General features: G+C 72.8%; 16 protein-coding genes. 8 read left to right on the top strand and 8 right to left on the bottom strand.

Annotated elements, in window-relative coordinates:
• Positions 1-9: 9 nt before the first annotated feature.
• Positions 10-2,226 (top strand): NB-ARC domain-containing protein, encoded by a 2,217-nt coding sequence (locus ACYVJE_RS03540; protein ID WP_461143241.1) that lies wholly within the window; start codon positions 10-12, stop codon positions 2,224-2,226.
• On the opposite strand, the gene ACYVJE_RS03535 is transcribed toward ACYVJE_RS03540, so the two are convergent.
• Together ACYVJE_RS03535 and ACYVJE_RS03530 are read right to left on the bottom strand one after the other, a co-directional pair.
• On the bottom strand, positions 2,189-3,796 hold the full coding sequence (locus ACYVJE_RS03535) for a hypothetical protein (RefSeq protein WP_461143240.1): 1,608 nt from the start codon (positions 3,794-3,796) through the stop codon (positions 2,189-2,191). The genes ACYVJE_RS03540 and ACYVJE_RS03535 overlap by 38 nt on opposite strands.
• Before the next feature lie 349 nt (positions 3,797-4,145).
• Entirely contained in the window at positions 4,146-4,766 is a 621-nt protein-coding gene (locus ACYVJE_RS03530; protein WP_461143239.1) for a TetR/AcrR family transcriptional regulator, read from the bottom strand.
• Positions 4,767-5,033: 267 nt separating this feature from the next.
• On the opposite strand from ACYVJE_RS03530, the gene ACYVJE_RS03525 reads away from it, so the two are divergent.
• The 3 genes from ACYVJE_RS03525 to ACYVJE_RS03515 all read left to right on the top strand — a co-directional run bounded on the left by ACYVJE_RS03525 (position 5,034) and on the right by ACYVJE_RS03515 (position 9,684).
• Positions 5,034-6,548: an APC family permease gene (locus ACYVJE_RS03525; RefSeq protein WP_461143238.1), complete on the top strand. Its 1,515-nt coding sequence runs from the start codon at positions 5,034-5,036 to the stop codon at positions 6,546-6,548.
• 76 nt (positions 6,549-6,624) lie between these two features.
• Complete coding sequence (locus ACYVJE_RS03520) at positions 6,625-8,241, top strand: amidohydrolase (protein ID WP_461143237.1); 1,617 nt, start codon at positions 6,625-6,627, stop codon at positions 8,239-8,241.
• 96 nt (positions 8,242-8,337) lie between these two features.
• Positions 8,338-9,684, top strand: coding sequence for a DUF2252 domain-containing protein (locus ACYVJE_RS03515; RefSeq protein ID WP_461143236.1), 1,347 nt, complete (start codon positions 8,338-8,340; stop codon positions 9,682-9,684).
• A gap of 96 nt (positions 9,685-9,780) precedes the next feature.
• Here the strand turns inward: ACYVJE_RS03515 and ACYVJE_RS03510 are convergent, their stop codons facing one another.
• Positions 9,781-10,599, bottom strand: a complete 819-nt coding sequence (locus ACYVJE_RS03510) for a bifunctional allantoicase/(S)-ureidoglycine aminohydrolase (RefSeq protein ID WP_461143235.1) — start codon at positions 10,597-10,599, stop codon at positions 9,781-9,783.
• 189 nt (positions 10,600-10,788) lie between these two features.
• Between ACYVJE_RS03510 and hutU the strand changes: the two genes are divergently transcribed.
• From hutU to hutI, 4 genes are read left to right on the top strand one after another with little or no spacing between them, the layout of a single operon-like run.
• Positions 10,789-12,465: a urocanate hydratase gene (gene hutU, locus ACYVJE_RS03505; RefSeq protein ID WP_461143234.1), complete on the top strand. Its 1,677-nt coding sequence runs from the start codon at positions 10,789-10,791 to the stop codon at positions 12,463-12,465.
• 1 nt (position 12,466) lies between these two features.
• Entirely contained in the window at positions 12,467-13,711 is a 1,245-nt protein-coding gene (locus tag ACYVJE_RS03500) for an allantoate amidohydrolase (RefSeq protein WP_461143233.1), read from the top strand.
• Positions 13,708-15,006 carry a formimidoylglutamate deiminase gene (locus ACYVJE_RS03495; protein ID WP_461143232.1) on the top strand — a complete coding sequence of 433 codons (1,299 nt, stop codon included), beginning with the start codon at positions 13,708-13,710 and terminating at the stop codon, positions 15,004-15,006. Before ACYVJE_RS03500 ends, ACYVJE_RS03495 begins: the two co-directional genes overlap by 4 nt.
• Positions 15,003-16,160: an imidazolonepropionase gene (gene hutI / locus ACYVJE_RS03490; RefSeq protein ID WP_461143526.1), complete on the top strand. Its 1,158-nt coding sequence runs from the start codon at positions 15,003-15,005 to the stop codon at positions 16,158-16,160. Before ACYVJE_RS03495 ends, hutI begins: the two co-directional genes overlap by 4 nt.
• 103 nt (positions 16,161-16,263) lie before the next feature.
• Here hutI and hutH read toward each other — a convergent pair whose 3' ends face one another.
• The 5 genes from hutH to ACYVJE_RS03465 form a co-directional block, all read right to left on the bottom strand.
• The gene (gene hutH, locus ACYVJE_RS03485) at positions 16,264-17,835 is read right to left on the bottom strand and encodes a histidine ammonia-lyase (protein WP_461143231.1); all 1,572 of its coding nucleotides are present in this window, start codon (positions 17,833-17,835) and stop codon (positions 16,264-16,266) included.
• Positions 17,832-19,298 carry an amino acid permease gene (locus ACYVJE_RS03480; RefSeq protein WP_461143230.1) on the bottom strand — a complete coding sequence of 489 codons (1,467 nt, stop codon included), beginning with the start codon at positions 19,296-19,298 and terminating at the stop codon, positions 17,832-17,834. Before ACYVJE_RS03480 ends, hutH begins: the two co-directional genes overlap by 4 nt.
• Before the next feature lie 168 nt (positions 19,299-19,466).
• Positions 19,467-20,798 (bottom strand): YjiH family protein, encoded by a 1,332-nt coding sequence (locus ACYVJE_RS03475; protein WP_461143229.1) that lies wholly within the window; start codon positions 20,796-20,798, stop codon positions 19,467-19,469.
• A 349-nt stretch (positions 20,799-21,147) separates the two neighbouring features.
• Positions 21,148-21,918 (bottom strand): histidine utilization repressor, encoded by a 771-nt coding sequence (gene hutC, locus ACYVJE_RS03470; protein WP_461143228.1) that lies wholly within the window; start codon positions 21,916-21,918, stop codon positions 21,148-21,150.
• 163 nt (positions 21,919-22,081) lie between these two features.
• A complete protein-coding gene (locus ACYVJE_RS03465; protein WP_461143227.1) occupies positions 22,082-23,110 on the bottom strand; it encodes an Lrp/AsnC family transcriptional regulator in 1,029 nt (342 codons plus the stop codon).
• Positions 23,111-23,322 lie beyond the last annotated feature (212 nt).

Genomic DNA, 23,322 nt, shown 5'->3' with positions numbered 1-23,322 from the left:
GAGTGCAGCGTGGACCAGACCTTCGAGCAGCTCGCAGGCACCGTCGCGGGCGACATGGCCAGTGCGGGGACCTCGGTGGCGTTGTCCGCGGCGGGGTCGCTCGCGCAGTCGGTGTGGCAGAAATTGCGCTCACGCGGGGTGAGCGACGAGGACGTGCTCGCCGACCCGGACGAGTTGGCCCGGCTGCTGGAGGAATACTCCCGGGACGATCCCGAGGGGGCGCGTGAGCTGGTCGAGGCGCACATCGCCGCCAACCCGGCGCGGGGGATGACGCTCTCGCGGGACCGCTCGGTCCCGTTCTTCGACCGCGACGGAGTGCGGGGCGCCGTCGCGGAGACGCCGCTGCACGGGGTGCTGGTGTTCTCCGGGCAGCACGGCATCGGCAAGACCAGCCTGGTGCGGCAACTCGCCGAGGACCTGCACGGCCGGTTCGGCGACGACGCCTACGTCGACTTCGACGAACACCGCGACGGGGACGCCCTCGCCGTCTCGGCGGTGCAGCGCGAGGTGCTCAGCCAGCTCGGCGTGCAGGTGCTCGAAACAGCCCCGGCCGCGCTGGACCAGCAGTACCGCAGGGTGACGGCGCGCCGCTCCCTGCTGCTGGTGTGCGACAACGTGCTCGGCACCGCCGAGCTCGACGCGGTGCTGCCTGCGGACTCCGGCCACACCCTGACCCTGGCCGCGACGCGGTTCCTCGCCGAGGAGTTCCGGCTGCGGTATCCCGCGGAGCGGTGTCGGGAGCTCCTCGGGCTGGAGGAGGAAGGCGCCTGGGAGCTGCTGGCCAGCAAGTGCGGCGGGGAGAAGCTCGAGGCCGAGCCGGCGGCGACCGCGCGGCTGCTCGAGGTGACGGACTACGTGCCGTACGCGGTCGAGGGGGCCGGCACCGTCCTGCAGCGACGCCGGTACGAACGGCAGCCGGTGGCGGAGCTGCTCGAGGAGCTGTCCGGCAGCGGGGTGCAGCGCGGCGCGGAGCTGGTCCAGTTCTGCCTCGACGCGACTTTCGCGGAACTGCCCGACGATTTCGTGCGGCAGTGCCGGTTGCTGGCCGAGCACCCCGGTTCCGACTTCACCGTCGACAGCGCCGCGCTCTGGCTCGGCGCCCCGGCCAGGCCTGTGCTGGACCTCGCCCAGGACGCCGGGGTCCTCGCCCCCGGCGCGCCGGGCCGCTACCGCCTGCCGTACCTGACGCGCGTCTACCTGCGTCAGCGCGCGGACCTCGAGGTGGACCGCGAAAGCGCCGTGGCCCGCGTGCTCCGGTACTACGTGGACACCGCTGTGGCCGCCGATCACGCGTTGGAGGACGGTCAGCGGCAGCGCGCGTACCGGAAACCGGATTGCGCGCCGTGGACGGCGAGCCGGACCGAGGCCATCGCGTGGTTGGCGGACGAGCGGCACGTGCTGGCCGGACTCGCTGAGCTGGCCCACGAGCGAGGTCTGCACGAGGACGTGTGCCGGATCAGCGGAGCCTTCGAGCTCGTGCTGCTGCGGCGCGGCCACCACCGCACGTGCGAGCGGGTCACCCGTTGCGGTATCGCCAGCGCGGAGGCGCTCGGCGAACCGGCGTGGCAGGCGCGGGGACACGCGATGCTCGGTCGCATCTCCACCCAGCTGCACGACTTCCCGCGGGCCGAGACCGAACTGAACGAAGCCGCGGGGCTGCTCGCGGGCCTGGGCAGAGGTGATGTCGAGGCCTCGGTGCTGGAGTTCCGCGCGCGCCTGTACGAGGAGTGGGCCGAAGCGGCGGGCCACTACGACTACACCCCGGCGCGGGAGGCCTTCTCGGCCGCGGTGGAACTCGACCGGCGTTGCGGTCCGCCGCGCGCTCTCGCGCTGCACCTGCGGATGCTGGCCAACGTCGAGGTGAAGAGCGCTCGGCCCGCCGGGGCGCTGCGGCTGCTGGAGCAGGCCGAGGCGGCGCACCGCTTGGAACCGCGGAACCTGTCCCGCGTGCACACCGTGCGGGCGAAGGCCTACGTGGACCAGCAGGACCCGGAACGCGCTCAAGCCGCGGTGCACGAGTCCCGCGCCCTGGTGCCGGACGGTGCCGCCACGCAGTACGAAGCGGAGTGGCAGGACATCGAAGCCAGGATCGCGTGCCTGCGGGGGGACTACGCGCACGCCCGCTCGCTGTGGGGATCCTTGGCGAAGTGGTACCAGCAGGCCGGGCACGGCAAGGCCGAGGTGTACCTCAGGGAGTTGAACCGGTTTCCGCGGGAGCAACCGTGACGTGCAGGACCCGCTCGCCGAGGTGCAGTTCGTCGCGTGCCGGGAGGGTTCCGTCGCGCCGCATCCGCACGTGCACCAGCGAGGCCAGCACCAGCGGGTCCGGAGCAGGGGCCCGCCCGTGCAGTGCCATCGTCACGGTGGGGCCGCCGCGCACCGCCACCAGGCACGTCGTGCCGTCGACGGCGGCAGCGGCCGTGTCGGCGTGCGGCCACCTCGCCAGCGCGGACCGCGCGACGCCGTCGAACTGCTCCGTGCCGCCCGGTTCGAGCCGCAGCAGCAGGACGCTCGCCGACTCCAGGTGCCGCCGGTCGGCGCGGTGGACGTCGGCCACGAGGTGCCGGTGATCGAGGTGCTCGTGCGGGGCCCGTCCCGCGTCGGTCGCGGGATGGCGGGTGAGGGCCGCCCGCGCTGCTGACAGGGTGCCGCCGGCGACGAGCACGGCCGGCGTCGAGTACTCGGGGCCGGGCGGTGGAACAGGGGGAAAGACCGGGTCCGCGGCGGGTTCCGGCAGCTCCAGCGTGCGGTAGAGGGCCTTCCTGACCCGCGGTGCGGACTCCCCGGAGTGCGCAACCGCGCTGCTCGCGATCGCCTCGTGCTCTCCGGGTGCGTGCTCGCGCACCGCCTGGTCGACCTGTTCCCGCAGGGGTGCGTGGAAGTCCAAGGACGGTGTTTTCGCGGCGAGCGCCGCCAGCGGAGAACCGGGTACTGTGGACGCGCTCGGCGTGCCCGCCAGCAGGAGGGGTTTGTCCGCGGCAGCGGCGTACAGCGCCACCGAGCCCTCGTCGGAGATGACGCACGCGGCAGCTGTGACGGCCGCCCGCCAGCCCTCCTGCGGCGGGAGCAACCGCAGGCCGCACGCACGTGCGCGCGCCAGCCACGTGCGGATCTGCCAAGGACTGTGGGCCGACCACACCCCGGGGTGCAGGACGAGCGCCACGCGGTACTCGTCGAGCGGCAACTCCTCCAGCAACCGCTCGGCCAGCCACGGGGCGGTGCCGAACAGGGAATGACTTCCCCACGTGGAGGCCAGGAGCACCAGTCGCGCCCCGCTCGCCCCGAGCGCGGAGCGGTATTCCTCGGCGAGGTGCCGGCTCTCCAGCAGCCGGTCCACGCAGGGGTCGCCGACCACCGCGGAGTGCTCGGCCGCCGCTGGGCACGCCGCTGCGAGTTCGCGCCGCTGCTGACCGTGCGACAGGGCGATCAGCGACGGAAGCACCTCTCCCCGGCGCACCAGCCGGTGCGGATTCATTCCCGCTACCGTTTCCGAGCCGGGGTAGTATTTCTGGAATCCGAGTCCGTGCGGAAACAGCAGCACCGGCGCTCGCACGTGTTCGATCCGGTCGTTTTCGCTGGCGGTGAGAACGAGGTCGAAGCGCTCCTCGAGCACCTGATTCCACGGCAGGAGGTCCACCTCCAGTGATTCCAGCAGTTCGCGGGTCCCGGTGCTGAAGTGCGCGGGGTTGTCAGGGTCGTCGGTGAAGCGCACCTGCACCCGCGTGTCAGCGCGCAGCAACGTCACCACGTCGAGCAGCCGCGTCAACGCCGCGACCGTGCGCGCTACCACCAGCACGGAACGCTGCCCCGGCAGCGTCTGCCACGCTCGGTGCTCGGTGCTCGGTGCTCGGTGCTCGGTGCTCGGTGCTCGGTGCTCGGTGCTCGGTGCTCGGTGCTCGGTGCTCGGTGCTCATTTCACTCAATGATACGTCACGGGAATTTTCGGATCCAGCGAATTGGTGGCGCATCCGCGGCGTTTCCGCGCGGTGGCGGTTGTGGACTCTCTGCGCATTCGCCGCGGATTCCGTTTCCGGGGTGGCTGACCGTTCTGGGGCGCACGATTTCTTCCGGTGTTCTGGGAACGGCCGCGGTTCCGGAGTGGCGTGTCCGCACCGCGCCCGCCGGAGCGGTGTCCTCGGTCGCCGTCACGCCGGCGGGGCGAGTTCGCGGGCGATGCCGTCGAGCAGCATCGCCAAGCCGTGCTCGAAATCCCGCGCGCCGAGCTGCAGGTGCTGGTGGGAGTCCGCCAGCACCGCGGACAGCGCGGGGTGCTCGTCGCACTCGCCGTCCGCGGCGGCGAACCCCGCACTGGCCGCTGTGACCGCGGCGCCGAGCGCGTAGGACTCGACGAGGAGCAGGGCGCGTCCCGCGTTGCTCGTGCTCCACCCGTCGTCGAGCAGGATCTGCAGCAGCGCGTCGAGCCCGGCGATCGACCTCGTGCTGCGCAGGGGGCGGCCCATCACCAGGGAGATGGCGTGCGGGTGCCGCTGGAAGGTCTGGTAGTAGGCGCGGGCGAGCTGGTCCAGTTCGCGCCGCCACGAGGTCGTCTCGTGCGAGAGGTCGGCGAGCAGTCCGTCGATGATGCCCTCGGCGACGGCGTCGAGCAGGTCGTCGAGGTCGCGGAAGTGCTTGTACAGCGATGGGCTGCGCACGCCCAGTCGCTGCGCGACGCTGCGCATCGACAGCGCGCCGGCGCCGTGCTCGTCCAGGAGGTGCACGGCTTCGGTGACCGCCGCGGCGCGGGAGATCAACGGCTGGCGGGGCATTCCTGGGCCACCTCGGGAGGGGTGTCGTCGGGACGCGGACGCCGTCGATCCTAGATCCTGTTCCGCTCCCCCTCCGTTGCGAGCGGGTGCAGCGCGGAGGCCTCGCGAGGAGGAGATGTGCGGCACCCCTTCCTTTCCGGGAGCCGGGCGTAGTAGCTTGCGCGGCACCGAAAGCTAATCAGGTTAGCTTTCGGGGTGCGCCGGGCGCACGGTTCCGCGGCCCGGTGCCCGATCCCACTGCCGCACGCCACCGCACCTGGAGGAACAGTGGGCGCAGAGCACGCGAACACGATCAGGCACGACCCCGAGGCCGCGACGGCGGATCCAGGAGGGCTGCGCGCCGGCGCGGTCGGGCTCCCGGGGGCTCTCGGCGTCACCCTGTCCAACATGGCGCCGGTCAACGGCGTCTTCCTCACCGCACCTGCCATCGCGGCCGCCATGGGCACCCGAGCCCCGTGGGCCTTCCTGCTCGCCACGCTCGGGATGCTGGCCGCGGCGCTGACGGTCGGTTCCTTCGCGCGCCGCATCGTCTCGCCCGGGTCGTTCGTCGCCTACGCCTACCACTCCTTCGAGGCCGTGCGCCCCGGACTCGGCCTCCGGGTGTCCAGCGCGACGTTCTACGCCACGCTGGTGTCCGGACCGCTGACCGTCGGCGCCGTGGCCGTGTTCTCCGGGCAGTGGATCACGGCCTCGCTCGGCCTCGGCGGGCTCTGGTGGGTGGCGGCCTCGCTCTGCGTCGTCGCCTTCGCCACCGCCGTCGTGCTGCGCGGCATCGTCACCTCCAGCGCCGTGTCCCTGGCCCTGGCCGCCGTCCAGATCGCCCTGCTGCTCGGATTCGCCCTCGTGCTGCTGGTCGCCTCCGGCGGCAGCGCCGACGTCCCGCTGCGCTCAGCGGGCGGCGACCCCGGCGGACTGGCCGGACTGACCGGGCTGACCTTCCCGCTCGCGGTCGCGGGCATGATCGGGTGGGACAACGCCGCGACGATGTCCGCGGAGCTGCGGCGCCCCCGCCGCGTCGTTCCCGTCACCGTGGTGGCCGCCATCGCGATCGTCGGCGGGACCTACGCGCTGTCCACGTGGGCCGGCCTGGCCGCGTACGCGCACTGGCGGGGCGCGGCAGCCGGAGCCGACCGGTTCGGCGACCCGGCCAACACGGCACCGTTCCTCGAGCTCGCGCAGCACTACCTGCCCGCCGCCTACGCCGTTCTCGCCGTGATCGGCGCCGTCAGTTCCGTGGCCTGCCTGATCGCCGCGCTCATCGGCCTGTCCCGCATCTCCTTCGCCGCCGCCCGGGCCGGGATGCTGCCGCGCCTGCTGGGTCGGGCCTCCCGGAACGGCGTTCCGGTCGGCTCGACGCTGATGTGGACCGGGCTCATCGTGCTGAGCATCCTGCTACCGCTGCTGCTGACCGAAGCCGGTCCGGCCGCCATCTCGGCGTGGGAGGCCGGGATGGGCACCGTGCCGCTGCTGCTGAGCGTGCTGGTCACGCTCGTCGCCCTGCCGCTGTACGTGTGGCGGGCGCCGGGGGAGCGGCTGCGCCCCCTCCCGCACCTGTGCGTGCCGCTGATCGGCATCGGCGTCATCGGCTGGGGCGTCTACGGCAACGTGCGGCCGGACCAGCCCGCACCGGGTGACACGTACTGGGTCTTCACCGCGCTCACCCTGGCCGTCGCCATCGCCGGCGCGCTGCACTTCTCCCGTCGCCCCGGCCGCGACCTCTCCGCCCTCGGGGTCACCTCCGAGGGGCGGGCGGATGCGTCCCCCGACTCGTCCGGCCCCTGAGCCGTTCGCCGGGCCCTTCCGGGCACCGGCAACGCCCGACCCGACCACCGCAAGCTCGACCACCGCGAGGAGCACCGTGTCCCGCATCAGCGCTGATCTCGCCGTCCTCGGCGCCACCGTGCACACCATGGACCCCGCCAGGCCGACCGCCACCGCGGTCGCCGTGCGCGACGGCGTCATCACCGCCGTCGGCGACGACGCGCAGGTCCGCCAGGTCTGCGATGCCCGCACGGAAGTCATCGACGGCACCGGCACCACCCTCACCCCCGGACTGACCGACGGCCACCTGCACCCGGTGCACGGCGCATCGCTCACCAGCGGGATCGACCTGTCCACCTGCCGCAGCGTCGACGACCTCCGCACCGCGCTCGCCGAAGCGCGGCGCGGCGCCGCTTCCGGGGAGTGGATCCGCGGCTTCGGGCTGGACCCGAACGTCCTGGACGGCCAGCGCCCGCACCACCGGCTGATCGACGACGTGCTGGGCGAGGTGCCCGCGCTGCTCGTCCTCTTCGACGCCCACGCGGCGCTGGCCTCCGGGCGGGCCCTCGAGCTGGCCGGGATCACCGGCCCGGTGGACGTGCCGGGCAACGCCGCGGTGGTCTGCGACTCCGACGGCACCCCCACCGGGGAGCTGCTGGAGCAGCCCGCTGTGGAGCTGGTCGAGCGCGCGACCCCCGAACGGGGAGTGACCGACACCGTCGATCTGCTCGGGGAGGTGTTCGCCCGCATGAACGCGGTCGGGCTCACCGGCGGGCACGCCATGGACCTCAACGACGGCAGCCTGCCGGTGCTGCGCGCGCTCGAGGAGCGCGGCGCGGTGAGCCTGCGGTTGCGGATGGCGCCCTGGTGCCAGCCCGGTGTCGACGGCGAGGGGCTGCGGGAGCTGATCGCCCTGCAGGGCACCGGCGGCCGGTTGTGGCGGGTCGACGGGGTCAAGCTGTTCATGGACGGCACGATCGACAACGGCACCGCCTGGCTGCACCACCCCGACTGCCACGGGGAGTCCACCGAACCCTTCTGGCTGCCCCCGCAGGAGTACGCCGACGCGGTCCGCGCCCTGGCCGAGGCGGGTGTCCCGACGGCGACGCACGCCATCGGCGACGCCGCCGTGTCCTACGCCCTCGAGTGCCTGGCACCGCACAGCAGCTCCGGCAGCACTGCGGCGCGGCACCGCATCGAGCACATCGAGACCGCGCCGGACGAGCTGATCACCCGGTTCGCGGTCTCCGGGGTGGTGGCCTCCATGCAGCCGAGCCACGTGCAGTACACGCTCGCCGACCACACCGACAACTGGTCGACCCGGCTCGGCACCGACCGCGCGGAGCGGGCCTGGCGCTGCGCGGATCTGCTCCGCTCCGGAACACCGCTGGTGCTCGGGTCGGACTGGCCCATCGCGCACTACGACCCGCGCGAGGTCCTCGCCGCCGCCCGGCTGCGGCACCTGCCGGGGCAACCCGACCGCGATCCCGTGCAGCCGTCGCAGGCCCTGACCCCGCGCGAGGCGCTGGAAGCCATGACCACGGCCCCGGCCCTCGTCGCGGGCGAGCAGCACCGGGCCGGGCGCGTCCGCGAGGGTTTCCGCGCGGACCTGACCGGGTTCGGCGTGGATCCGCTGGTCGTCCCGGTCTCCGAACTGCTCGAGGCTCCCGTGCGCGCGACCGTGGTCGACGGCCGGGTGGTCCACCGGGCGTGACCTCCCCTCGCCGTGCAGCGCAGCGCCGGTGATGGGAGGGGAGTACGGTGATCCGGCGCGAACGTGCCCTTCGAACCCGCGCTGCGGAGGCGGAACATGTCCGAACTGGCTCGCGTGCTCGACGTCGACGATCCGGACCGGCGACGCGGCTACATCGTCGACACCCTCGTCGAGGCCTTCGCGGACCTCATGGAGGCGGCGCCCGCGGCGTTCCGGAACAAGTTCCGCAAGATGGCCGCCTCGCCGTTCACGTTCTACCGGGGGACCGCAGCGTTGTTCTTCGCCGACGTGGCCCGGTTGGCCGATCCGTGGGCCGACGAGCGCACCAGCCGCGTGTGGTTGCAGGGGGACCTGCACGCCGAGAACTTCGGAACCTACATGGACGGCGAGGGCAGGCTCATCTTCGACGTCAACGATTTCGACGAGGCCTACCTCGGCCACTTCACCTGGGACCTGCAGCGCTTCGCGGCCAGCATCGCGCTGCTCGGGTGGAGCAAGGCGCTGCCCGACGCGGAGATCGAGCGGTTCGTCCGCACCGCTGCGCACGCGTACATCGACCAGGTGCGCCGGTTCGTCCGCGGCGGCCAGGACGCCGCCTTCTCGCTGAACCTGACCACCACCGACGGCGCGGTCCGCGAGGTCCTGCTGGACGCGCGGCTGCGCAGCAGGGGAGCGATGCTCGATCGGGAGACCGTCACCGAGGGCTACGACCGGCGCTTCCGCGACGGCGCGGGCGTGCGGCGCCTCGGCGAGCAGGAGCGGGCGAGGGTGGTCGCGGCGTTCGAGTGCTACCTGGGCACGATCCCGCAGGACAAGAAGATGCGCGAGGTGGCCTACACGATCAAGGACGTCGTGGGGCGCAGCGGCTTCGGCATCGGCAGCGCCGGGCTGCCCGCCTACAGCTTCCTGGTCGAAGGCGAGAACGAAGCCCTGGAGAACGACATCATCCTGTCGATGAAGCAGGGCAACGTGGCCGCGCCCGCGCGGGTGGTGCGCGACGAGGGCATCCGCAGCTACTTCCGCCACCACGGTCAGCGCACCGCGCTGTCGCAGCGCGCGCTGCAGGCCCACGCGGATCCGATGCTGGGCTACACCGACATCGACGGCGTCGGCTACGTCGTCGACGAGGTCTCGCCGTACGAGTCCGACCTGGACTGGGGCGAGCTCACCGAGCCGGAGGACATCGTGCCCGTGCTGGGCTACCTCGGCCGGGCGGTGGCCAAGATCCACTGCGTCTCGGACTCGGACTCCGACCAGACCCTGGTGCCGTTCCAGACCGAGGACGCCATCGACGCCGTCCTCGAGGGGCGCGAGGAGGAGTTCGCGCAGTGGTTGTGGGAGTTCGCCAGCGCCTACGCCGAGGTGGTCCGCGACGACCACCGCCTGTTCGTCGACGCGTTCCGCAACGGCGAGATCCCCGGGGTGAGCTCCACCCGCGGCTGAGGGCGCCGCGCGGCGGCCTCCCGCGCGCCGGCCCACGCCGCCGCGCGCCCGGGCGCTCCCCGGAGGGCGGAGCCGTCCGGGGAGCGGGCGGACGCGTCAGGTCAGGCTGATCTGGCGGTTGACGTCCTTGTACAGCAGGTAGCGGAACTTGCCGGGTCCGCCGGCGTAGCAGGCCTGCGGGCAGAAGGCGCGCAGCCACATGAAGTCACCGGCCTGGACCTCGACCCAGTCGTCGTTGAGCCGGTAGACGGCCTTGCCCTCCAGCACGTAGATGCCGTGCTCCATCACGTGGGTCTCGGCGAACGGGATCACCGCTCCCGGCTCGAACGTGACGATGTTGACGTGCATGTCGTGGGCCATGTCGTCCGGGTCGACGAACCGGGTGGTGGACCACACGCCGTCGCAGTCCGGCATCGGGGTGGGGGCGATGTCCTGCTCCTGCACCGCGAAGGCCTTCGGCGCGTGGCCCTCCAGCGGTTCGTAGGCCTTGCGGACCCAGGTGAACGTGGCGGTCTCGCCGGACTCGTTGGCGACCGACCAGGTGCCGCCGGCCGGCAGGTAGGCGTACCCGCCGGGGGTGAGCACGTGCGTCTCCCCCTCGATGGCGACGTGCAGCGTGCCTGTGAGCAGGAACAGCACCGACTCGACGCCGCTCTCCGGCTCGGGGGTGGAGCTGCCGCCGCCGGGGCTGACCTCGACGATGTACTGCGCGAAGGTGGTGGCGAACCCCGCGATGGGCCGGGCCAGGATCCACGAGCGGGTGCGGTGCCAACCCGGCAGGTTGCTCGTGACGATGTCGCGCAGCACGCCGCGCGGGATGACGGTGTACGTGTCTTTGACGACGGCCCTGTCGGTCAGCAGCGTGCTCTGGTCGGGGAGGCCACCCTCGGGGGCGTAGTACGCCGGCTCGCTCACGTAGCGACTCCTGTCTGCTCGAGGTTGCGACAGCCGCCGCGGCCTGCCGGGCGGGGCCGGAGCGGCGTGTCCTTGAGGCACACCTTAGTGCGCCGAGGGGGAGTTGACTACCTGTATATACATGACTATACATAAACCAACGTTCTGTTGGACCAACGACCACGACCAGTCGGCACACCGGGAGAAGTCATGGCCGAAGCAGGGATGAGCCCGCACAGCCCCCGATCCGTCCGCGCACCGCGCGGCACCTCGCTCAGCGCCCGCGGCTGGCAGCAGGAAGCCGCGATGCGGATGCTGATGAACAACCTCGATCCGGAGGTCGCCGAGCACCCCGAGGACCTCGTCGTCTACGGCGGAACGGGGCGCGCCGCCCGCGACCAGGGGTCCTACGACGCCCTGGTCCGCACCCTGAGCACCCTCGACTCCGACGAGACGCTGCTGGTGCAGTCCGGCAAGCCCGTCGGCGTGTTCCGCACGCACGAGTGGGCTCCCCGGGTGCTGCTCGCCAACTCCAACCTCGTCGGCGACTGGGCCACGTGGGAGGAGTTCCGCCGCCTCGAGGCCCTGGGCCTGACCATGTACGGCCAGATGACCGCTGGCTCGTGGATCTACATCGGAACGCAGGGCATCCTGCAGGGCACCTACGAGACGTTCGGCGCCGTCGCCCGCAAGCGGTTCGGCGGAAGCCTGCAGGGCACGATCACGCTCACCGCCGGCCTCGGCGGCATGGGCGGGGCCCAGCCGCTGGCGGTCACGATGAACGACGGCGTCGCCGTGTGCGTCGACTGCGACCCCAGCCGCATCGAGCGGCGCATCGCCGACGGCTACCTCGACACCCGCGCCGGCGGCGTGGACGAGGCGATGCGCCTGGCCGTCGAAGCGCGCGACGCCGCGCGCCCGCTGTCCATCGGCCTCGAGGGCAACGCCGCCGAGGTGTTCCCCGAGCTGCTCGCCGCCGGAGCGCCGATCGACGTCGTCACCGACCAGACCTCGGCGCACGACCCCCTGTCCTACCTGCCCGCGGGCACGTCCTTCGCCGACATGAGCGCCGAGGCAGAACGGGACCCCGACGGGTTCACCCGCGCCGCGCGCGAGTCGATGGCCCGCCACGTGGAGGCCATGGTCGGTTTCCTCGACGCGGGTGCCGAGGTGTTCGACTACGGCAACTCCATCCGCGACGAAGCCCGCAAGGCCGGTTACGACCGGGCCTTCGACTTCCCCGGCTTCGTGCCGGCGCACATCCGCCCCCTCTTCGAGGAGGGGCTGGGGCCGTTCCGCTGGGCCGCGCTCTCCGGCGACCCCGCCGACATCGCCGCGACCGACCGGGCCATCCTCGACCTCTTCCCGGAGAACAAGCACCTGCGCCGGTGGATCGAGATGGCCGGCGAGCGGGTCGAGTTCCAGGGCCTGCCGGCGCGGATCTGCTGGCTCGGGTACGGCGAACGGCACCTCGCCGGACTGCGGTTCAACGAGATGGTCGCCTCCGGCGAGCTCTCCGCCCCGATCGTGATCGGCCGGGACCACCTCGACTCCGGCTCGGTCGCATCGCCGTACCGCGAGACCGAGTCCATGCGCGACGGTTCCGACGCCATCGCGGACTGGCCGCTGCTCAACGCGCTGCTCAACACCGCCTCCGGAGCCTCGTGGGTGTCCATCCACCACGGTGGAGGGGTCGGCATGGGACGGTCCATCCACGCCGGGCAGGTCTGCGTCGCCGACGGGACGGACCTCGCCGCGCAGAAGCTGGCCCGCGTGCTGACCAACGACCCGGGCACCGGTGTCGTGCGGCACGTCGACGCCGGGTACGACCACGCGCGCGACGTCGCCGCCGAGCGGGGCGTGCGCGTTCCGATGCAGGAGGGGTGACGTGACCGCAGAGGAGCGCGCGACGACGTCCGCGCAGGAACCCGCCGGAGCGGCGCAGCTGCTCGCGGCCCTCGACGACGTCGGCCGCGACCGCGCGCGCGGCGGCTACTCGCGCCACGTGTTCACCGCCGCGGAAGGCGACATGCGCGCGTGGTTCACCGAGGAGGCCGAGCGGTCCGGGCTCGCCGTCGAATCCGACCGCAACACGAACCTCTGGGCCTGGTGGGGTGATCCCGGCCCGGACGCGGTGGTCACCGGAAGCCACCTCGACTCGGTGCCGGGCGGCGGGGCGTTCGACGGACCGCTCGGCGTGGTCAGCGCGCTCGACGCGGTGCGCAGGCTCCGCCGCAGCGGCCGCACCCCGGCCAGGCCGCTGGCCGTGGTCGCCTTCGCCGAGGAGGAGGGCGGGCGCTTCGGCGTCCCCTGCCTCGGCTCGCGCCTGCTCACCGGTGCCATCGACCCCGACCGCGCCCGCGGCCTGACCGACGGGGACGGCGTGAGCTTCGCCGAGGCGGCCCGGAGGGCGGGCCACGATCCCGAGCGGTTCGGCCCCGACCCGTCCGCGCTGTCGCGCATCGGCCGGTTCGTCGAACTGCACGTCGAGCAGGGCAGGGGGCTGGTCGACCTCGGTTCGCCCGTCGCCGTCGGCAGCACGGTGCTGGAGCACGGTCGCTGGTGCTTCACCGTCTCCGGGCAGGGCAACCACGCCGGAGCGACGGCGCTCGGGGACCGCCGCGACCCGATGGTGCCGTCCGCGGCGATCGTCTCGGCGGCGCGGCGCATCGCCGCGGCGGCCGAGGGATCCCGCCTGACCGTGGGCAAGCTCGTGCCCGAACCCGGCGGTGCCAACGTGATCCCCGCGCGGGTGCGGCTGTGGTTGGACGCGCGGGTGCCCGGCGACGGGGGCACGCGCCCGCTCGTGGCCGAGCTGGCCGAGTTCGCCAGGAGCGCGGCCGCCGAGGAGGGCTGCGAGGTCACCGTCTCCGAGGAGTCCTACTCGGACCGCGTCTCGTTCGACGGCGCGCTGCGCACCGAGCTCTCCGGCGCGTTGGGCGGGGCGGCCGAGCTGCCCACCGGGGCCGGCCACGACGCGGCGATCCTGGCCGCGCACGTGCCGGCCGGGATGCTGTACGTGCGCAACCCCACGGGGATCAGCCACGCGCCGGAGGAGTTCGCCGAACCCGACGACGTCGAAGCCGGAGCGCGGGCCCTCGCCCGGGTGCTGGAAAGGAGTGCTGGACAGTGACCACCTACTGGTGCGAGCACGCGTGGCTGCCGGGCGGACCGGCCTCGGCGGTGCGCCTCGACGTCTCCGAGGGCGTGCTCACCCGCGTCGAGACCGGCGCGCCGCGCAGCGGCACGCAGCTGCCGGGGATGGTGCTGCCCGGCTTCGCCAACACGCACTCGCACGCGTTCCACCGCGCGCTGCGCGGGCGGACCCACCACGACCGCGGGACGTTCTGGACCTGGCGGGAGCGGATGTACGAGCTCGCCGCGCGCCTGGACCCGGACTCCTACTACCGACTGGCCCGGGCCGCCTACGCGGAGATGGTGCTGGCCGGCTACACCGGTGTCGCCGAGTTCCACTACCTGCACCACCCCCCGGGCGGGTCCGCCTACGCCGACCCCAACGCCATGGGCGCCGCACTCGCGGCGGCGGCCCGCGACGCCGGGATCCGGCTGACCCTGCTGGACACCTGCTACCTGCGCGGCGGGTTCGACGCGGAGCTCGCCCCGCACCAGCGGCGCTTCGGCGACGGCAGCGCCGAGGCGTGGGCAGACCGGGTCGACCGGTTCCGGCCCGGCGGCGACGTCGTGCTGGGTGCGGCCGTGCACTCGGTGCGCGCGGTCGGGCCCGCGGACCTCGACGTCGTGGCCGAGCGGTCCGGCGACCGGCCGCTGCACGTGCACGTGTCCGAGCAGCGCGCGGAGAACGAGGACTGCCTGCGCCACCACGGCGCGACGCCGACGCAGGTGCTCGCCGAGGCCGGCGTGCTGGGCCCGCGCACCACGGCCGTGCACGCCACGCACCTCACCGGTGCGGACGTCTCCGCGCTCGCGGACAGCGGTACCACGGTGAGCTTGTGCCCCACGACGGAGCGGGACCTCGGCGACGGGATCGGCCCCGCCCGCGACCTGGCCGACGCGGGGGTGCGGCTGGGTGTCGGCAGCGACAGCAACGCCGTCGTGGACGCCCTCGAGGAGGTCCGCGCGGTCGAGCTCGACGAGCGCCTCCGGAGCGAGCGGCGCGGGTGCTTCACCGCCGAGGAGCTCGTCGCCGCGGGCACCGCCCACCACGCGCTCGGTCGCGGGGACGTCGGCGCGATCGCGGAAGGGGCGCGCGCCGACCTGCTCGTCGTGGACCTCGAAACGGAGCGCACGGCCGGTGCCGAACCGAGCGGTGCGCTGTTCGCGGCCACGGCCGCCGATGTCCGCTCGGTGCTGGTCGACGGCCGCTGGGTCGTCCGGGACGGCGTGCACCAGCACGTGCCGGACGCCGCCGGCCTGTTGGGGAAGGAGGTGGCACTGCTGTGCCAGTGAGCACGGTGATCACCGGGATCGGTGAGCTCACGACGAACGATCCGGAGCACGACGGTCGGCGCGAGGCGGCCCTCGTGCTCGACGGCGACCGGGTCGCCTGGGCGGGGCCGGCGGCCTCCGCACCACCGGCCGACGAGCAGGTCGACGTCGCCGGTCGCGCGGTGCTGCCCGGGTGGGTGGACAGCCACACGCACCTGGTCTTCGCCGGTGACCGCACGGCCGAGTTCGAAGCGCGGATGTCCGGCGAGCCCTACGCGGCCGGCGGGATCAGCGTGACGACCGAGGCGAGCCGGGCCGCCTCGGACGCGCAGCTCGCCGAGAACCTGCGGCGGCACGTCGACGAGGCCGCCGCCCAGGGGACGACGTGCCTGGAGACGAAGACGGGCTACGGGCTGACCGTGGCCGACGAGGCGCGGATGGCGCGCATCGCCGGTGAGGTGGCCGATGAGGTGACGTTCCTCGGTGCCCACCTCGTCCCGCCCGGTTCGCGGGCGGAGCCCTACGTGGACCTCGTGTGCGGCGAGATGCTCGACGCCGCGGCCCCGCACGTGAGCTGGGTCGACGTGTTCTGCGAGCAGGGCGCCTTCGACGAGCAGCAGTCCGAGCGCGTGCTGCGCTCGGCCGAGCGGCACGGGCTCGGCACCCGGGTGCACGGCAACCAGCTCGGGTACGGCCCCGGGGTCGGGCTCGCGGTGCGCACAGGTGCCGCGAGCGTGGACCACTGCACGTACCTGTCCGAGTCCGATGTGGAGGCCCTGGCGGGCTCCGGGACGGTGGCCACCCTGCTGCCGGCGTGCGACCTGTCCACGAAGCACCCGCTCGCACCGGGGCGGCGGCTGCTCGACGCGGGCGCCGCGGTCGCGTTGGCGAGCAACGCGAATCCCGGATCGTCCTACACCACGTCGATGGCCTTCTGCGTGGCCACGGCCGTGCTCCAGATGGGGATGTCGGTGCGGGAGGCCGTGCGGGCGGCCACCGCCGGCGGGGCCCGCGCGCTGCGCCGGGACACCGGTGACGGAGCCGTCGGGACGCTCCGCGCCGGTGCGCGCGCCGACGTGCAGGTCCTCGACGCGCCGTCGATCACGCACCTGGCCTACCGGCCGGGCGTTCCGCTGACCTCGGCGGTGTGGCGCCGCGGACGGCGCGTGCACTGATCCGCAGCACCGGAGCAGAACAGAAAACGCCGTCCGGGAGGACGAAAGAGGTCCGGGCGCTCCCGATCGGGAGCGCCCGGACCTCGCTGTTCGGGGGGCGTTCTCAGGCGAGCTCGCCGAGCACGGCTTCCACCTCGGACACGATCGCGCCGGAGCGGCACAGCTCGACCGCCGCCTCGATCTCCGGGGAGAGGTGGCGGTCCGCACCGGGGCCCGCGACGTGCTCGCGGACGCGGTCGCGCACGCGGCCGGTGGCCGGGGAGGGGGTCAGCGGGGCGCGCATGTCCAGCGCCCGCACCCCGGTGAGCAGCTCGATGGCGAGCACCCGGGTGAGCCCGTCGACAGCCCGGCGCAGCTTGCGCGCGGCCGACCAGCCCATCGAGACGTGGTCCTCCTGCATCGCCGAGGACGGGATCGAGTCCACGCTGGACGGTGCGGCCAGCCGCTTGAGCTCGGAGACGATCGCGGCCTGGGTGTACTGGGCGATCATGTGCCCGCTGTCCACACCCGGGTCGTCGGCGAGGAACGGGGTGAGGCCGTGGTTGCGCGCGGGGTCGAGGAACCGGTCGGTGCGCCGCTCGCTGATGCTGGCCAGGTCCGCGGCGGAGATGGCCAGGAAGTCGAGCACGTGGCCCACGGGGGCGCCGTGGAAGTTGCCGTTGGACTCCACGCGGCCGTCCAGCGTCACCACGGGGTTGTCCACGGCGCTCGACAGCTCCACCGCCGCCACGGACTCGGCGTGCGCGAGCGTGTCCCGGACCGCGCCGGCCACCTGCGGCGAGCACCGCAGCGAGTACGCGTCCTGCACGCGGGTGCAGTCGGGCCCCTTGTGGCTGGCGAGGATGCCGGAGTCGGCGAGGACGCGCGCCATGTTGGCCGCCGAGGCCGCCTGCCCGGCGTGCGGGCGCAGCTGCTGCAGGTCCGCGGCGAACACGCGGTCCGTGCCGAGGAGGGATTCGACGCTGATCGCGGCGGTGATGTCGGCCAGGGCCACGAGCTTGCGCAGGTCGTGGGCGGCCAGCACGAGCTGGCCGAGCATGCCGTCGGTGCCGTTGATCAGCGCGAGGCCCTCCTTCTCGACGAGCTCGACCGGTTCGATGCCCGCGCTCGCCAGGGCCTCGGCGGCCGGCCGGGTCTCGCCGGCGTTGTCGCGCACGTCGCCCTCGCCCTCGAGGGCGAGGGCGACGTGCGCGAGCGGTGCCAGGTCGCCGGAGCAGCCCAGGCTGCCGTACTCGTGCACGACCGGCGTGATCCCGGCGTTGAGCACGTCGGCGTAGGTCCGCGCCACGGTCGGGCGCACCCCGGTGCGCCCGGTGGCCAGCGTCGACAGCCGCAGCAGCATGAGCGCGCGCACGACCTCGCGCTCCACCTCCGGTCCCGAGCCGGCCGCGTGCGAGCGGATCAGGCTCTTCTGCAGCTGGGCCCGCGATTCCACGGGGATGTGCCGGGTGGCCAGGGCCCCGAAGCCCGTCGACACGCCGTAGACGGGTTTGGCGTCGTGGGCCAGGGTCTGGACGTGCGCGCTGCTGTCCGCGATCGCGTCCAGCGCCGCGGAGGACAGCTGCACCGGGGCGTCGTGGCGGGCGACGCGAACCACGTCGGCGGCGTCCAGCGGGCCGAGGTCGACGGTGACCGGCGTGTCCGTCGAGGTGGCGGGGTTGGCGAAGGTGGTCACGAGTTCTCCGTTTCGTTTCGCGTTGTCGAGTGCTGCCGGGAGCCCGGCGGGACCGCGCCTTCCGGCACGCTGTCCACCGGTGCGCTCCCGGACGCGGCTGCGGGTCCGCGTCGGTTCCGGAACTGCAGCAGGTAGGTGGTCGTCAGCAGGACCAGCCAGATCACGCCGGTGGCGAGGGCGACCCGGGTTTCGGCGTTGAACGCCAGTACCACGATGACGCCGGCGATGAAGAGGGTGGTAAGCGCCTGGCCGTAGGGCCAGAAGGGAACGGGGAAGTGCAGCCGGGCGCGGTGCTGGGAGCTCATGCGCCGGCGGGCGGCGAAGTGGGACAGCAGGATCATCAACCAGACCCAGACGGTGGCGAAGGTCGCCAGGGAGGCGATGATGGTGAACACCCGCTCGGGCATGAGGTAGTTGAGCACGACGCCGACCAGCAGTGCCGCGATCATGATGACGGTGGTCATCCACGGGACGCCGTTGCGGGACAGGCGGCTCATGACAGCGGGGGCCTGGCCGCGGTCGGCCATGCCGTAGAGCATGCGGCCGGCGCCGAAGATGTCGCTGTTGATCGCGGACAGGGCGGCGGTGATGACGACGACGTTGAGCACCGCCGCGGCGGAGTTCAGCCCGAGACCGGTGAAGATCTGCACGAACGGGCTGCCGTCCTCGCCGATGCCGTTCCACGGGGTGATGGTCATGATCACGCCGAGCGCCAGGACGTAGAACAGCAGCACGCGGACCGGCACGGTGTTCACCGCGCGGGGGATCGCCCGCTGCGGGTCGTCGGCCTCGCCGGCCGTGATGCCGATGATCTCGGTGCCGCCGAAGGCGAACATGACCACGGCGAAGCAGGCGATGAACCCTTCGATGCCGGTCGGGAAGAACCCGCCGTGCGCGGTGAGGTTCGCCAGCCCGGGGTCGGTGTGGCCGAACCCGAGTCCGAAGAGGAGCACCACCAGTCCGCCCGCGATCATGGCGATGATCGCGACGACCTTGATCAGCGAGAACCAGAACTCCACTTCGCCGAAGACGCGGACGCTGAGGAGGTTGACGAGCGCGAGCACGGCGAGGGTGGCCAGCACCCAGATCCAGCGCGGCACGTCGGGGAACCAGAAGCCCATGTAGACGGCGAGGGCGGTCACGTCCGCGATGCAGACGATGATCATCTCGAAGGTGTAGGTCCAGCCCGTGACGAAACCGGCCAGGGGGCCGAGGTGGCGCGCGGCGTATTCGCCGAAGGAGCCGGGGACGGGGTCGTCGACCGCCATCTCGCCGAGGGCGCGCAGGACGAAGAACACCGCCAGCCCGCCGATGAGGTAGGCCAGCAGCACCGAGGGTCCGGCCAGGCCGATGGCCTCCGAGGACCCGTAGAACAGGCCGGTTCCGATCGCCGAACCGAGTGCGATGAATCTGATGTGTCGGGCCTTCAGGCCCCGGCTCAGCGCCGGTTTCTCCTTCTTCACAGCGGTCTCCCTGGTGACGACGGCGTTGTCGTGGTTCGGGTGTGCACGTGCGGTTCGATCAACCGAACGGGGGAAAGGTATAAGCCTGTACATACAAGTTGCAAGAGCATGCGCGCCGGTCGTTCGGCCAGGGCCAGCCGACCCGCGCGGCGCTCCTCCGCCCGGCGGTCAGTACAGCAGCAACGCCACCGGGGTCACGAAGACCAGGGTCAGCACCACCCGCTCGAACCAGATCACGACCATCCGCGGCACCGAGATCGGGATCTCGGTCGCCACCACGCACGGCACCTGGGCCGAGAAGAAGATGACCTGGGAGACCGACACGACGGCCACGATGAACTTCGTCGTCGCGGCCGCCTCCGCCGCCAGCAGCGCGGGCAGGAACATCTCCGCGATCCCGACCGCCGAAGCCTTGGAGGTCAGCAGCGGTTCGGGCGCCTGCAGGATCCACGCGAACGGGTAGAAGAGGTAGCCGAGCCAGTCGAAGACGGGGGTGTAGGTCGCCAGCACCAGTCCGAGCAGGCCGACCGACAGGATCGACGGCAGGATCGCCATCGCCATCAGCAGCCCGTCCTTGGCGGTGCGCGCGACGTTCCGGCCGAGCGACGGCGCCTCCGCGACCGTTCGCCTGGCCTCGCCCCACGCCCGGGCGAGCCGCTGTCCGCGGCTGCTCCGCTCCGGTTGCGGCGTGCTGCCCGGGAAGTGGTCCTCGCCGATCTTCGACAGCGGCCAGATGCGCACGGTCACCGCCGTCACCAGGAAGGTCACGCCCAGGGAGGTCCAGAAGTACGTGTTCCAGCTGCTCATCAGATCGAGCGTCGAGGCCACGACCACCATGAACGTCGCCGACACCGTGGAGAAACCGGTCGCGATGACCGCCGCTTCCCGCGCCGAGTACTTGCCCTCCTTGTACACGCGGTTCGTGATCAGCAACCCCAGCGAGTAGCTGCCGACGAACGAGGCCACCGCGTCGATCGCGGAGCGCCCGGGGGTCTTCCACACCGGCCGCATGATGGGCTGGAGCAGCACGCCGAGGAACTCCAGGAGGCCGTAGTTGACGAGCAGCGCGAGGAACACCGCGCCGATCGGCACCAGCAGCCCCACCGGGATGACGAGCTTGTCGAGCAGGAACGGGCCGATCTCCTCGTCGAACAACCACGCGGGGCCGAAGCCGAACACGAGCAGCGCGCCCACGACCGCGCCGATGACCTTGAACGCCGAGAACACCGCGGCCACGGCGGAGCGGTTCCACGTCCCGGAGGCGAACGGGTGGACGGCCCCCGCGAGGATCACCGCGAGCGCGTAGTACGGCAGCGCGCCCGGGATCCAGGACTCGAGGGCGGTCACCGCGTGGTCGAGCAGGATGGAGCTCTTCCCGCCGATCTCCAGCGGTACGAAGAAGACGATCGCGCCGATCAGGCTGTAGACGAAGAACTTCCACATCGGAGCGCTCGCGCGGGATTCGGGACCCGCCTCCTCGCTGCGCTGCTCTGCCGCCATCTGCGATGCCTCCGTCCGCCGTGGTCGTTGCCGGTGCTCGGCAGCGGTTCCGGTTCTCGCTCGTGCCGATGCCTGCGGTGCGACCGGTCGCCGCGCCTCGTCCGGGAGGCTCCGGGGCGGACGCGCCGGGACCGCCGGTTGCCGGGAGTTCCCGAGCTCCGACCCGGTGCCGGTTCCTCCTGCTGCGCGGAGCCTCCTCGGAGGGGCGGCGGCGTCGGGGTGCGGGTGCGCACGTGCGGTTCGACCGACCGGTAGGAGGGAAGGTATATGCCTGTACATACAAGTTGCAAGGGGATGTGCACGTCGGTCTTCCGCGGACGCGGTCCCGGACCTGTCGCGGAGCGGACGCTCAGGGCGACTCGAAAGCCCCTTCCAGGCGGTACCGCGAGCCGGGGTGCAGCAGTCGCGTCGCGCTCACCAGCTGCTGCTGCGACCAGGTGCGCCGGTGGATCAGCAGGCACGGCTCCGCGGGATCCACGCGGAGCAGCGCGCACTCCTCGACGGTTCCCAGCACCGCCTCCACCACGTGCTCGCCCGCCGTGAGGGGAGCGACCGCGGAGAGGTAGTCGTTCGGCGTCTGCCGCGCGAAGTCCCGGTTCAGGTAGCCGGGGATCACCGCCGGGTTGACGTGGCGGTCCTCCAGCTGGATCGGCACCTCGTCCTCGAAGTGCACCACGCGCGAACGGAAGATCACGTTGTCCGCGGGGAGGTCGAACAGGCGGCGCGTGCGCGGATCGGCCTGCTCCGCCTGCAGCAGCACCACCTCGGTGTGCGGCTCGTGGCCGCGGGAGCGGACCTCGTCGGCGATGTTGTGCACCTCGAACAGGGCGGAACTCCCCTTGCGGTCCGCCACGAACGTGCCCACACCGCGGACCCGCGTGACCAAGCCTTCCGCGCTGAGCTCGCGGAGCGCGCGGTTGATCGTCATCCGCGACAGCCCCAGCGAGTCGACCAGCTGGCTCTCGGACGGGAGCAGCTCCCCCTGCGGCCAGCGCCCCGTCAGCAGCTGCTCCGAGATCAGGTCCTTCAACCGCTGGTACGCGGGCCCGGAGTCCGCACGGTACTCGCGGAAACGTCGGGCAATGTCTGCCGGATCGATCGCCACCGAGGCCACCGCCATCTCCATTCACCGTGCTGTGCGGACTGTCCGGCAGTCTATCGAGCGTCCGCGCGCGGTCGGTGCGCGGATGACGGTGGTCCGGTGCCGCGGAACGTCCGGCCGCTGGCGGCGAACCGCCGGTGGTGGGGCAGGAGCCCCTCGCTGCCGGCGCCCTCCGGTTCCGCTACGCCTGCCTCGTCCGCGGTGCCATCGGCACGTGACCGCTCGCGCGGCCGGAGCGGTCCAGCAGGCGTCCCATGCGTTTCGGCGTGCGCAGGTTGACGAGCGTGTGGTGGAGGTCGAAGTCCGGGAACTTCCGGGAGAGGGATTGCTCGAGCCGCTGGATCGAGCCGACCGAGCGGACCCACACCGTGGCGAGCAGGTTGTGCTCGCCGGTGAGCGTCGCGCACAGGCGGACCTGCGGAAGTCCCGCCAACCCCGCGGCCACCTCCCCGGCCCGGTCCGGTCGGACGCGCCCGCGGATCGTGGCCGTCACCGGCAGGCCGACGAGGGGAGCGGCCACGTCGCAGCGCAGCGACAGCACCCGAGACCGGAGCATCGCGGCGATCCGGCGGCGCGCGGTGGCCGTGCTCGTCCCGGCGGCGCGGGCCAGCGCGGCGCAGCTCGCCCGCCCGTCGACCGACAGCAGTGCCGCGAGCCGCCGGTCCAGCTCGTCCGGCTCGGCGGTCTCGGCGGGGCGGAGTTGTTCCTCCTGCTGCTGCAGGAGGTCGTGCGCGGACGGGTCGAGCGCGTGCAGGCGCCAGTGCGTCCCCTCGCTGTGCAGGTGCGTGACCAGGGAGGTCGACGTGGCGGTCACGCCGGGGGTCCGCTCGAGGCGCTGCGCCAGGTAGTCGTGCAGCGCCTCGAGGTCCTGCGCGGAGACGGTGAGCACGATGTCGTGCGCCCCGGCGGTGATCTCCACGCTCACGCAGCAGGCGTCGCGGACCAGCTCCTCCGCGACCTCCTCCTTGCCGCCGGGGCTGCAGCGCACGGACACGATCGCGACGCAGTACATGCCCGTGGTCCGGGCGCCGAAGTACGCGGTCATCCACGCGTCCCCCCGCGCGCGCAGTCGCGCCCAGCGTCGTGACGCCGCGTCGGCCCGGGTCCCCAGCGAGCGCGCCACGACCGACCAGGGCGCCCGGGGCCAGACCTGCAGCGCGTTGACCAGCGCCAGGTCGGATTCGCTGAGCGTGATCGATCCGCCTCCCACCGCGGATCATTGTGACGATTTCTCCGCGTTCCGGCCACAGGTGATGCCGGATCGCCGCATCATGCCGGCACCTGACGGGAGGAGGCGCGATGACCGCCCGCACCGGTGCCGAGCACCTGCGGTGGGACCTCGGTGAGCTGCGCCGCGGGCCGCACCGGCGACCGGGAGCGGGGCCGCACCTGCCGCGCACGCGGGCGGCCGTTCCCGCCGAC

Source organism: Salinifilum aidingensis, assembly GCF_054782015.1.
Note: the sequence above shows the minus strand (reverse complement) of the source record. Positions and strands in the feature narration are given on the sequence as shown.

Excerpts from the sequence above, each read along its gene's own strand:
- ACYVJE_RS03530 (WP_461143239.1), bottom strand. The coding sequence starts at position 4,766 with ATGCCCCGCCAGCCGTTGATCTCCCGCGCCGCGGCGGTCACCGAAGCC.
- ACYVJE_RS03515 (WP_461143236.1), top strand. The coding sequence starts at position 8,338 with ATGTCCGAACTGGCTCGCGTGCTCGACGTCGACGATCCGGACCGGCGA.
- hutU (WP_461143234.1), top strand. The coding sequence starts at position 10,789 with ATGGCCGAAGCAGGGATGAGCCCGCACAGCCCCCGATCCGTCCGCGCA.
- ACYVJE_RS03475 (WP_461143229.1), bottom strand. The coding sequence starts at position 20,798 with ATGGCGGCAGAGCAGCGCAGCGAGGAGGCGGGTCCCGAATCCCGCGCG.
- hutC (WP_461143228.1), bottom strand. The coding sequence starts at position 21,918 with ATGGCGGTGGCCTCGGTGGCGATCGATCCGGCAGACATTGCCCGACGT.